Origin of the sequence: Citrobacter sp. Ct235 (assembly GCF_030332305.1) — a bacterium.
Taxonomy (GTDB): Bacteria; Pseudomonadota; Gammaproteobacteria; order Enterobacterales; family Enterobacteriaceae; genus Citrobacter_A; species Citrobacter_A telavivensis.
In genome coordinates this window covers 320,423-332,831 of the sequence record NZ_JAOWIC010000049.1, presented here as the reverse complement: position 1 = coordinate 332,831, position 12,409 = coordinate 320,423, and the positions used below count along the sequence as shown (strand labels likewise).

9 protein-coding genes are annotated in these 12,409 nt (G+C 54.8%); 5 read left to right on the top strand and 4 right to left on the bottom strand.

Annotated elements, in window-relative coordinates:
- Positions 1-57: 57 nt before the first annotated feature.
- The 3 genes from OGY35_RS18690 (at position 58) to ldtC (ending at position 5,852) form a co-directional block, all read left to right on the top strand.
- Entirely contained in the window at positions 58-1,131 is a 1,074-nt protein-coding gene (locus OGY35_RS18690; protein ID WP_286633101.1) for an acyltransferase family protein, read from the top strand.
- Positions 1,132-1,240: 109 nt separating this feature from the next.
- Entirely contained in the window at positions 1,241-4,687 is a 3,447-nt protein-coding gene (mfd, locus tag OGY35_RS18685; RefSeq protein WP_286633100.1) for a transcription-repair coupling factor, read from the top strand.
- Positions 4,688-4,886: 199 nt separating this feature from the next.
- Entirely contained in the window at positions 4,887-5,852 is a 966-nt protein-coding gene (ldtC, locus tag OGY35_RS18680; protein WP_286633706.1) for a L,D-transpeptidase LdtC, read from the top strand.
- 102 nt (positions 5,853-5,954) lie between these two features.
- On the opposite strand, the gene bhsA is transcribed toward ldtC, so the two are convergent.
- Positions 5,955-6,212 carry a multiple stress resistance protein BhsA gene (gene bhsA, locus OGY35_RS18675; protein WP_152405058.1) on the bottom strand — a complete coding sequence of 86 codons (258 nt, stop codon included), beginning with the start codon at positions 6,210-6,212 and terminating at the stop codon, positions 5,955-5,957.
- Between the two features lie 243 nt (positions 6,213-6,455).
- On the opposite strand from bhsA, the gene comR reads away from it, so the two are divergent.
- Positions 6,456-7,091: a TetR family copper-responsive transcriptional repressor ComR gene (comR, locus tag OGY35_RS18670; protein ID WP_286633099.1), complete on the top strand. Its 636-nt coding sequence runs from the start codon at positions 6,456-6,458 to the stop codon at positions 7,089-7,091.
- Positions 7,092-7,324: 233 nt separating this feature from the next.
- The gene (locus OGY35_RS18665) at positions 7,325-9,511 is read left to right on the top strand and encodes a TonB-dependent siderophore receptor (RefSeq protein ID WP_286633098.1); all 2,187 of its coding nucleotides are present in this window, start codon (positions 7,325-7,327) and stop codon (positions 9,509-9,511) included.
- A gap of 57 nt (positions 9,512-9,568) precedes the next feature.
- Here the strand turns inward: OGY35_RS18665 and OGY35_RS18660 are convergent, their stop codons facing one another.
- From OGY35_RS18660 to ycfP, 3 genes are all read right to left on the bottom strand, one after another.
- The gene (locus tag OGY35_RS18660; RefSeq protein WP_152405061.1) at positions 9,569-10,108 is read right to left on the bottom strand and encodes a glycine zipper 2TM domain-containing protein; all 540 of its coding nucleotides are present in this window, start codon (positions 10,106-10,108) and stop codon (positions 9,569-9,571) included.
- 188 nt (positions 10,109-10,296) lie between these two features.
- Positions 10,297-11,601 (bottom strand): NADH-quinone dehydrogenase, encoded by a 1,305-nt coding sequence (ndh, locus tag OGY35_RS18655; RefSeq protein WP_286633097.1) that lies wholly within the window; start codon positions 11,599-11,601, stop codon positions 10,297-10,299.
- 246 nt (positions 11,602-11,847) lie between these two features.
- Entirely contained in the window at positions 11,848-12,390 is a 543-nt protein-coding gene (gene ycfP / locus OGY35_RS18650) for an alpha/beta hydrolase YcfP (RefSeq protein WP_152405063.1), read from the bottom strand.
- Positions 12,391-12,409: the final 19 nt, after the last annotated feature.

Sequence of the window (12,409 nt, the reverse complement as noted above, 5' to 3'; positions counted from 1 at the left end):
CCCGCATCACCCCGCAGGATCACAGGCTATGTTGACGAATACAAGCACAGGGTCCTGATGAAACAGAAAGAACTATGGATTAACCAAATCAAAGGGTTATGCATCTGTCTGGTGGTAATCTATCACTCAGTCATCACCTTCTACCCCCACCTGACCCACTTCCAGTTACCTCTCTCGGAACTGCTGTCCAAGTGCTGGGTTTACTTTAATCTCTACCTCGCTCCGTTTCGTATGCCAGTATTTTTCTTTATCTCTGGCTTTTTAATTCGCCGCTATATCGACAGCGTGAGCTGGAAAGAGAGCGTCAACAAGCGGGTCTGGAGTATTTTCTGGGTGCTGGCGCTGTGGGGCGTGGCCCAGTGGCTGGCGCTCAGCGCACTGAACAACTGGCTGGCGCCGGAGCGCTCCCTGCTTAACGCCTCCAACGCCGCCTACGCCGGTTCCATCGGTCAGTTCCTTCACGGCATGCTGACCGCCAGCACCAGCCTGTGGTATCTGTATGCGCTCATTGTCTATTTTGTGGTCTGTAAAGTGTTCAGCCGCTGGGCCGTGCCGCTGTTCGCTCTGTTTGTTTTGCTGAGCGTGGCAATCAACGTTGTTGCCACCCCGTGGTGGGGAATGAACAGCGTGATCCGCAACCTGCCGTATTACAGCCTCGGCGCCTGGTTTGGCGTCTCGCTGATGGCGTGGATCAAAGAGGTCCCGCTACGTCGCTATGCGCTGCTCTGCGCGGCCGCCTTCGCGCTGGCTATCGCGGCGTGGTTGTTTAACGTCTCATTGCTGCTGTCGTTGGTCTCTATCGTGCTGATCATGAAGCTGTTTTATCAGTATGAACAGCGCTTCGGCATGCGTGAGTCCAGTCTGCTTAACGTGATCGGCTCGAACACTATCGCGATTTATACCACGCATCGCATTCTGGTGGAGGCGTTCAGCCTGCTGCTCATCCCACAGATCAATACCGCGGTCTGGTCCCCCGCACTGGAATTGACTCTGTTGCTGGTCTATCCATTTGCCAGCCTGTTGATCTGCACACTATTGGGTCTTGCCGTGCGTAAACTGTCGCAGGGTCTGTTCGGTGATATCCTCTTCTCCCCCCCTTCCCGCGCGCAAACCGTTGGCTATTCCCGCTAAGTTTTTCGCCCTCATCTGAGGGCGATTCAATTTGCTAATGAGGAGCGATCACGGATAATACAGGGCATTGCTTATCAGACGAATACCTAAAAGAGATTCTGACAACCGAATGCCTGAACAACAACGTTACACGCTGCCCGTGAAAGCGGGCGACCAGCGCCTGTTAGGTGAACTGACCGGGGCTGCCTGTGCCACACTGGTGGCAGAAATTGCCGAACGTCATGCCGGTCCTGTAGTACTCGTAGCGCCCGATATGCAAAACGCGCTGCGCCTGCATGATGAAATCCGCCAGTTTACCGATCAGATGGTGATGAACCTCGCGGACTGGGAAACCCTGCCCTACGACAGTTTCTCTCCGCATCAGGAAATTATCTCCTCGCGTCTCTCCACGCTGTATCAGCTACCGTCGATGCAGCGTGGCGTGCTGATCGTGCCGGTCAACACCCTGATGCAGCGCGTCTGCCCGCACAGCTATCTGCACGGTCATGCGCTGGTGATGAAAAAAGGCCAGCGTTTATCGCGCGACGCCCTGCGTTTACAGCTCGACAGCGCCGGTTACCGGCATGTTGATCAGGTCATGGAACATGGCGAATACGCCACGCGCGGCGCGCTGCTGGATCTCTACCCGATGGGCAGTGAACAGCCCTATCGTCTGGATTTCTTCGACGATGAAATTGACAGTTTGCGCCTGTTTGACGCTGACACCCAGCGCACGCTGGAAGAAGTCGACGCCATTAATCTGTTGCCCGCGCACGAATTTCCGACCGACAAAACGGCGATCGAACTGTTTCGCAGCCAGTGGCGCGATACCTTCGAGGTAAAACGCGACGCGGAGCATATCTATCAGCAGGTCAGTAAGGGCACCTTGCCTGCGGGAATCGAATACTGGCAGCCACTGTTTTTCAGCGAGCCACTGCCGCCGCTGTTTAGCTATTTCCCGGCCAATACGCTGGTGGTCAACACCGGTGATTTAGAAAACAGCGCCGAACGTTTCCAGGCCGATACGCTGGCGCGTTTCGAAAACCGTGGCGTGGATCCGATGCGACCGCTGCTGCCGCCAGAATCGCTCTGGCTACTCGTCGATGCGCTCTTTTCTGAACTCAAACGCTGGCCGCGCGTACAGCTTAAGACCGATCATCTTCCCGCCAAAGCGGCAAATACCAACTTAGGCTTCAAGTCGCTGCCGGACCTGGCGGTTCAGGCGCAGCAAAAATCGCCGCTGGATGCCCTGCGCAAGTTCCTGGAGTCCTTCGACGGACCGGTGATTTTCTCGGTTGAGAGTGAAGGTCGTCGTGAGGCCCTTGGTGAACTGCTCGCCCGCATCAAAGTCGCGCCGAAGCGCATTATGCGTCTTGATGAAGCCGCGGATGTTGGACGCTACCTGATGATTGGTGCCGCCGAGCACGGGTTTATCGATACGACGCGCAATCTGGCGCTAATCTGTGAAAGCGACCTGCTGGGCGAGCGCGTGGCGCGCCGTCGTCAGGATTCACGCCGCACGATTAACCCGGACACGCTGATTCGTAACCTGGCGGAGCTGCATCCGGGTCAGCCGGTGGTACACCTGGAGCACGGCGTCGGTCGCTATGCCGGGATGACCACGCTGGAAGCGGGCGGGATCAAAGGCGAGTACCTGATGCTCACCTACGCCAACGACGCCAAACTGTACGTCCCGGTCTCCTCTTTGCATCTGATCAGCCGTTACGCCGGTGGCGCTGAAGAGAACGCGCCGCTGCATAAACTCGGCGGCGATGCCTGGTCGCGCGCCCGGCAGAAAGCGGCAGAGAAAGTGCGCGACGTGGCGGCCGAACTGCTGGATATCTACGCCCAGCGTGCGGCAAAAGAGGGATTCGCCTTCAAACACGATCGCGAACAGTACCAATTGTTCTGCGACAGCTTCCCGTTCGAAACCACCCCCGACCAGGCGCAGGCGATTAACGCCGTGCTCAGCGATATGTGTCAGCCGCTGGCGATGGACCGTCTGGTATGCGGCGACGTCGGATTTGGCAAAACCGAAGTGGCAATGCGCGCCGCATTCCTCGCGGTCGAAAACCACAAGCAGGTGGCGGTTCTGGTGCCGACAACCCTGCTTGCCCAGCAGCACTTTGATAACTTCCGCGACCGCTTTGCCAACTGGCCGGTGCGCATCGAAATGATCTCCCGATTTCGCAGCGCCAAAGAACAGGCGCAGATCCTGGAACAGGTTGCCGAAGGGAAAATTGATATTCTGATTGGTACACACAAACTGCTGCAAAGCGATGTGAAGTTGAAAGATCTGGGACTGCTGATCGTCGATGAAGAGCACCGTTTCGGCGTGCGCCATAAAGAGCGCATTAAAGCGATGCGCGCCGATGTGGATATTCTGACGCTGACCGCCACGCCGATCCCGCGAACGCTGAATATGGCGATGAGCGGCATGCGCGATCTGTCGATTATCGCCACCCCCCCTGCGCGTCGTCTGGCGGTCAAAACCTTTGTTCGTGAATACGACAGCCTGGTGGTACGCGAGGCGATTCTGCGTGAAGTGCTGCGTGGCGGCCAGGTTTACTATCTCTACAACGATGTGGAAAACATCCAGAAAGCCGCCCAAAGGCTGGCGGAACTGGTGCCGGAAGCGCGGATTGCCATCGGTCACGGGCAGATGCGCGAACGCGAACTGGAACGCGTGATGAACGATTTCCACCATCAGCGTTTTAACGTTCTGGTCTGTACCACTATTATCGAAACCGGTATTGATATCCCGACTGCCAACACGATTATCATCGAGCGAGCGGACCACTTCGGTCTGGCGCAGTTACATCAGTTGCGCGGTCGCGTAGGGCGTTCACACCATCAGGCGTATGCCTGGCTGCTGACCCCACACCCCAAGGCGATGACGACCGACGCGCAAAAACGTCTGGAAGCTATCGCCTCGCTGGAAGATCTGGGCGCGGGCTTTGCGCTGGCGACTCACGATCTGGAGATCCGCGGCGCGGGTGAACTGCTCGGGGAAGAACAGAGTGGTTCGATGGAGACCATCGGCTTCTCGCTGTACATGGAGCTGCTGGAAAACGCCGTCGATGCACTGAAGGCCGGACGCGAGCCGTCGCTGGAAGATCTCACCAGCCAGCAAACGGAAGTCGAACTGCGTATGCCGTCGCTGCTGCCGGATGATTTCATCCCGGATGTGAACACCCGCCTGTCGTTCTATAAGCGTATCGCCAGCGCGAAAAGCGAGAATGAACTTGAAGAGCTCAAAGTGGAACTGATCGACCGCTTCGGTCTGCTGCCCGACCCGGCGCGTACTCTGCTGGATATCGCCCGGTTGCGTCAACAGGCGCAGAAACTGGGCATTCGCAAGCTGGAAGGCAACGAGAAAGGCGGCACCATCGAATTTGCTGAGAAGAACCATGTCAATCCGAACTGGCTGATCGGACTGCTGCAAAAACAGCCGCAGCACTACCGTCTTGACGGACCGACCCGACTGAAGTTCATCCAGGATCTGACCGATCGGAAAACGCGGATGGAATGGGTGCGTCAGTTTATGCAGCAACTGGAAGAAAACGCCGTGGCATGATTGTGGTGTGCCGGATAGTGGCTTCGCCTTATCCGGCCTACAAATCGATGCCTGACCGTAGACCTGATAAGCGCAGCGCCATCAGGCAAGGGTCCACGATCTTTACAACTCTTTGCACTTCCCTTGCAATTCAAGACACACCACCCCGCCATAATTATCATTGGACTGCTCTGGCATAATAACCCTTTGATTTGTGATGATAATGAACAATATGCGATTCTCCCGCTGGCTGGCCTTTTTTGCACTCGCCGCCAGCATTACGCTTGCGCTTCCCGCGCAGGCGAATACCTGGCCTCTTCCTCCACCGGGCAGCAAGCTGGTCGGGGAAAATAAGTACCACGTTGTTGAAAATAACGGGGGTTCACTGGAAGCCATCGCGAAAAAATACAACGTCGGTTTTCTTGCCCTGTTGCAGGCGAATCCGGGCGTGGATCCCTACGTCCCCCGCCCGGGCAGCGTGTTGACCATCCCATTGCAGACGCTGCTGCCGGATGCGCCGCGTGAAGGCATTGTCATCAACCTGGCTGAGCTGCGTCTCTACTACTACCCTCCAGGGAAAAATGCGGTCACGGTCTACCCTATCGGCATTGGCCAACTGGGCGGCGATACTCTGACCCCGACGATGGTCACGACGGTTTCCGACAAGCGCGCTAATCCAACCTGGACGCCGACGGCGAATATCCGGGCTCGTTATAAAGCGCAAGGGATCGACCTTCCTGCGGTGGTTCCTGCCGGACCGGATAACCCGATGGGACATCATGCCATTCGCTTAGCTGCTTACGGTGGTGTCTATCTGCTGCACGGCACCAACGCCGATTTCGGCATTGGCATGCGCGTCAGCTCAGGCTGTATCCGCCTGCGCGATGGCGATATCAAGACCCTGTTCAGACAGGTTACGCCAGGCACCAAAGTGAATATCATCAATACGCCTGTCAAAGCTTCGATTGAGCCGGATGGTACGCGTCTGGTCGAAGTCCACCAGCCGCTGTCGAAAAATATTGATGATGACCCGCAGGTTCTGCCTATTGTGCTGAACAGCACCTTGCAGGCGTTTAAAGATTCTGCGCAGACGGACGCGGCGGTGATGCAGCATGTGATGGATGTTCGCTCCGGGATGCCGGTCGATGTCAGACGCCATCGTGAGGTGGATCAGCAGTCGATGTAATAACCGTTCCGGACATGAAAAGCCCCGCTGAAAATAGATTCAGCGGGGCTTTTTTTATGTCGCGTTATTTTGCAGTAGCAGGCATCAATGAGGGGGGGATGCTTATTTATAAATTACCGCAGTACCGTGCAGGTTGTTCGGACCCGTCACAGAAGTAATGCGGAAAGATTTCGCACCCATCGCATCCGCTTTCTGCGCCAGTTCGTCCTGCAGCGAACTCAGGTTAGTCCCTGCGTTTGCAGAGATGGTGCCGACTTTTTGCTGACCAGCAGGCGTTGACTGCACTTCAACAGCCGCGACGCTTGCGAATGACAGAGAACTGAGAACAGCAGCAGCGATGAGAGTTTTTACGTTTTTCATAATTGTGACCTTTTGCAGATGATTGGGCGTCGTAAGTATTTACTTAACGATCGATAGGTAAATAATAGATGTGATCCAGGTCACACGTCAACCCATTTTTTATAACGATCGTTATATAAAATGAAAAGCGCTTATCTTTCATGTGACTAGGCTAAAAATATTTTTCTCGCGAATGCGCTGGAGCCCGTGCGGGTTTATTTTTATAATAGGTGTTCACTAACTCCATTAAGGTACAACGGCACCATGACAACTGAATCGACAAGTTGCGTAAAAAAAAGCCGTGGCCGACCAAAAGTGTTCGACAGGGAAGCCGCGCTTGATAAGGCCATGACACTCTTCTGGCAGCACGGTTATGAGGCGACATCGCTTTCTGACCTTGTTGAAGCAACGGGCGCGAAGGCGCCAACGCTGTATGCGGAATTTACTAATAAAGAAGGACTGTTCCGCGCGGTGCTGGACAGATACATCGCTCGCTTCGCGGCAAAACACGAAGCGCAGTTGTTCTGCGAAGAAAAAAGCGTTGAGGCGGCGCTGGAGGATTACTTCACCGCAGTAGCAAGCTGTTTCACCAGCAAGGACACCCCCGCAGGCTGCTTTATGATTAACACCTCCGCGACGCTTGCCGCGGCATCACGCGATATTGCGCATACGGTGAAATCGCGTCACGCCATGCAGGAGCAGACCCTGACGCAATTTCTGCGCCATAGGCAGGAACGCGGTGAAATTCCGGCACACAATAACGTACAAAATCTTGCCGAGTATCTGAGCTGCATTTTGCAGGGCATGTCCATCAGCGCCCGCGAAGGCGCCAGTTTTGAGAAGCTGATGCAAATCACCCGCACTACCCTGCGCCTGTGGCCTGAGCTGCTTAAGGCCTGATCGTTTTTTCTGACCGGGAAACACCGTTTCCCGGCTCTTCTTCGACGAAATTCCCACATAATAATTAATGTTATCATTTAGTTAGGTTCAATTTTTCACAAAAATCTATTGATAATAGAAATTATTATCAGCAATATTCGCATTTGATTTTACATCTGTTTCACAATGTAACAGCTGGCACCGACCGGCTAAAACACCATCACCTGCACAGATATTTTCAGAAAGGAATGCGAATGAATAAGCGTCTTTGGGTCCTCAACCCGATCCTGTTGGCCCTGACTCTGCCCGCTGCGGCGGCACAAACAGAAGAAGAAAACCTCATCGTCAGCGCCAACCGCAGCCAGAAAACCGTCGCCGAAATGGCGCAGACCACCTGGGTGATTGAAGGCCAGGAAATTGAGCAACAGGTTCAGGGCGGAAAAGAGTTTAAAGACGTGCTGGCGCAACTGATCCCCGGCATTGACGTCAGCAGTCAAGGGCGCACCAACTACGGTATGAACATGCGCGGTCGCGCGATTGTCGTGCTGATCGACGGCGTACGCCTGAACTCATCGCGTACTGACAGCCGCCAACTGGATGCAATTGACCCTTTTAACATCGCACACATAGAGGTCATTTCAGGCGCAACGTCGCTGTATGGCGGCGGCAGTACCGGCGGCTTAATTAACATCGTCACTAAAAAGGGCCAGGCGGAACGCCAGGTAGAGCTTGAACTGGGCGGTAAATCTGGCTTTAACAACAGTAACGATCGCGACGAGCGCGTTGCCGCAGCGGTCAGTGGCGGAACGGATCGCGCGTCTGGCCGACTGTCCGTGGCTTATCAGCGCTTTGGCGGCTGGTACGACGGCAATGGCGACGCCCTGATGCTCGACAACACGCAAACCGGTCTGCAACACTCCGATCGTCTGGATGTAATGGGAACCGGGACTCTCGACATCGATGACCAGCGCCAGATACAGTTGGTCACCCAGTATTACAAGAGTCAGGGGGATGAGGATTACGGACTGTACCTGGGTGAAAATATGTCCGCCGTTACCGGCAGCGGCACCGCCAGCACCCACAGCGGACTCAGTTCTGACCGTATTCCAGGGACTGAACGCCATCTGATCAGTCTGCAATACTCCGACGCGGACTTCTTCGGTCAGAATCTGGTCAGCCAGATCTATTACCGCGATGAGTCGCTGAAATTCTACCCTTTCCCGACGCTCAGCAAAGGTCAGGTGACCAGCTTCTCAGCCTCGCAGCAGGACACGGACCAGTACGGCGCCAAAATCACGCTCAACAGCCAGTTGATGGATAACTGGGAGCTGACGTGGGGCGTCGACGCGGACCATGAAACCTTCGACTCCAACCAGAAGTTCTTCGATCTGGGCTGGTCTGTGCCGTCAGGCGGAATGGACAACCGCACGGCTTATACGACAGGGCGCTACCCCGGCTACAGCATCACCAACTTCGCCCCGTTCCTGCAAAGCAGTTATGACATCAATGACATCTTCACCCTGAGCGGCGGCGTGCGCTATCAGTGGACGGAAAATCGGGTTGATGATTTTGTGGGCTATGCGCAGCAGCAAGGGATCGCCAATGGCTTAGCGAGCTCTGCCGATGTCATTCCTGGAGGTAAAACCGATTACGACAACTTCCTGTTCAACGCCGGACTGTTGGCGCATCTCACCGAGCGCCAGCAGGCGTGGTTTAACTTCTCCCAGGGCGTTGAGCTACCGGATCCCGGGAAATATTACGGCAACGGCACTTACCAGTTGGTGGGCGATCGTTACCAACTCCAGCGCAGCGTGAACGTGGCGGATTCGCGTCTGGAAGGCATCAAGGTCAATTCGTATGAGCTGGGCTGGCGCTATACCGGCGATAATCTGCGTACCCAACTGGCGGCATACTATTCGACGTCCGATAAGTCGATTGTGATTAACCGTAGCGATATGACGATCCGCGTGGAACCTGACGATCGCCGGATTTACGGCGTGGAAGGCGCGGCGGACTACTTCATCCCTGACAGCGACTGGAGTCTGGGGGCGAACTTTAACGTGCTGAAATCCGAAGTGAAACAGAACGGGAAATGGGAAAAATGGGATGTGACGCTGGCGTCACCGTCCAAAGCCACCGCCTGGGTCGGCTGGGCGCCAGAGCCGTGGTCGTTGCGGGTTCAGACCCAGCAATCGTTCGATCTCAGCGATGCCAGCGGCAACAAGCTGGACGGCTATAACACCGTGGACTTTATCGGCAGCTATCAGCTCCCGCTGGGTAAACTGACCTTCAGCATTGAAAACCTGCTGGATGAAGATTACACCACCTTGTGGGGTCAGCGCGCGCCATTGCTGTACAGCCCAACCTATGGCAGCCCGTCGCTGTACGAGTATAAGGGTCGGGGTCGTACCTTTGGTCTGAACTACGCCTTAACCTTCTGATAAAAAAAGCCCCTCAGCCTGAGCGAATGAGGGGCTAACGTGCAGAGTACAGCTTTTTTACGCTTTGTTATTCAGAATCAACTGGCCGTTGTTATCCAGCGGGATCTGCGTGCCAGGATCTTTATCCATGCGGATCTTGCCCTGCTGGTCGCCAATTTTGTAGGTGACGTCGTAACCGAGCATTTTTTCCGATTTGTCATAGACGGTTTTGCAGCGTTGCTGTGTGGACGTATAAGTGTCGTTTTCCTGCATTGAGCCCTGGATTTGGTTACCGGCGTAACCGCCCCCCAACGCCCCGACCACCGTCGCCACGTCTTTACCTCGTCCGCCGCCAAACTGATGACCAATCACGCCACCGGCAACCGCACCCAGCACCGAACCGGTTATGCGGTTCTCATCCTGAACAGGTTTGCGATGCGTCACCGTCACGTTGCGACACGCCTGACGCGGCGTCTTAATCGTCTCTTTGATCGGTGTTGCAGAAACCACCTGAGCATACTGTGGGCCACGATCAAACACGTTCAGACTGGCAACCGCCGCCACACCCAGCGCAGCAGCTACGCCAATCCCTATACCCGCCAACATCGATTTATTCACGGGAGATCCTCCTTCTTTGCTATTGGTTACAATTTTGCAACCAATGCAATAAGACGCCCATCAGACAGTGGATGAAAATATCGCTGATCGCGGCTAAAACAGGATGATTCAGAGAACTCTGAAGGTAGAAGAAGAATGATGATGAAGGCGCTCAGCACCGCCAGCAGACGGTGCTGAGCCAGGCAGGATTAATGCAGTTTCAGACGCGGACGGATCACACGGTTAATGCTGCCCACCAGCATCATCAGACCGGTTTTGAAATAGCCGTGCAGCGCGATCTGGTGCATACGGTACAGAGAGATGTAGACAAAGCGAGCGATACGCCCTTCCACCATCATCGACCCTTTCGTCAGGTTGCCCATCAGACTGCCGACGGTCGAGAAGTTAGAGAGCGAAACCAGCGAACCGTGATCTTTGTACTGATACGCTTTCAGCGGCTTGCCGCTCATCTGTGCCAGAATGTTGTTCATCGCGCAGGTCGCCATCTGATGCGCAGCCTGAGCACGTGGCGGCACAAAGCCCCCTTCCGGACGCGCGCAGGAGGCACAGTCGCCAATCGCGTAAACATCAGGATCGCGGGTTGTCTGCAACGTCGGTTCTACCACCAGTTGATTAATCCGGTTGGTCTCCAGGCCGCCAATCTCTTTCATAAAGTCCGGCGCTTTGATCCCTGCCGCCCAGACCATCAGGTCGGCTTCAATATATTCACCGTCTTTGGTATGCAGGCCGCCCGCATCCGCACTGGTCACCATCGTCTGGGTCAGGACGCGAACGCCAAGCTTTGTTAACTCGTTATGCGCCGCTGCAGAGATACGCGGCGGCAGCGCAGGCAGAATGCGTTCACCAGCTTCCACCAGCGTCACGTTCAGCGCGTCGTTGGTCAGCCCTTTGTAGCCGTAGCTGTGCAACTGTTTCACTGCGTTATGCAGTTCCGCTGACAGCTCTACGCCAGTGGCGCCGCCGCCGACGATTGCAATATTCACCTTGCCGTTCGCGCCAAGATTCGCGGAATATTTCAGGAACAGGTTCAGCATTTCCTGATGGAAACGACGTGCCTGATGCGGGTTATCAAGGAAGATACAGTTCTCTTTCACGCCCGGCGTGTTGAAGTCGTTGGAGGTGCTGCCCAGCGCCATCACCAGCGTGTCCCAGGCAATTTTGCGCTCAGGCACCAGCAGCTCACCCTTCTCATCGCGCAGTTCTGCGATGGTGATAGTTTTCGCTTCGCGATCGATATTCATCACAGAACCCAGTTGGAACTGGAAGCCGTGGTTACGGGCATGCGCCAGATAGCTCAGCGCGTCCACGCCTTCATCGAGCGATCCGGTCGCGACTTCGTGCAGCAGCGGTTTCCACAGGTGGCTGTGATTCCTGTCAACCAGCGTAATTTTCGCTTTTTTCTTGCGACCCAGCTTGTGCCCTAACTGCGTCGCCATTTCCAGTCCGCCAGCTCCCCCGCCGACAATCACGATCTTTTTCAGTGGTGTAGTCAACGTGCCCCCCTTAAAATGATTAACCAATTGTTAATTAAAAGTTATAAACATAGCCTTTAATTAACAACAAGTTACGACAATGAAAATGTCCTTCGAGAGTGAGAATAACACATGCGGTGCATTGGTCATACCAAAATTGATGTGTATCAAGTTTTGCTGCTGAAAAGATAGACAACGCCGGAAAAACAGGCAAAAAAAACCAGCCCGAAGGCTGGCTTGATCCGACGATTCCGGCTGACACAGCTTTTAGCCCAATGTCTTAAACGCCTTGATTCGCTGCAGGTGCGGCGAAATATTCTTAAACTTATGCGTCTGCTCTTCGTCCCACACGATCTCATAGAAATGGTGTAGCTCTTCAGAAGCGCGCTGACTGTTCAGGGCTTCGTCATGACGCGAGAGAATGACCAGGCAACGATCGCGATTTTTCTCGCGGAAATTGGTCACACACTTGGTCGCAATATCCGCATACTCTTCCGGACGATCGATCTTGCCTTCCATATTTTCATACGGGAACAGGTTCGGATTAAACACCACCTGGCGAACATCACAAAGAAAACCAATGCGTTCAGCCCAGTAGCCGCCGAGGCCAACGCCGCAAATCAACGGACGCTCATCAACATTGAGCTGCAACATTTTGTCCACTTCTTTCAGCAGATGCTGCATGTCATGTTTCGGATGACGCGTGCTGTAGCTAATCAGTCTGACGTCCGGGTCGATAAACTGCAGCTGCAAGACTTTTTCGTGGTTTCCCGGACTGCTGGAGTCGAAACCGTGTAAATAGATAATCATCGCATCCTCACCAAACGTG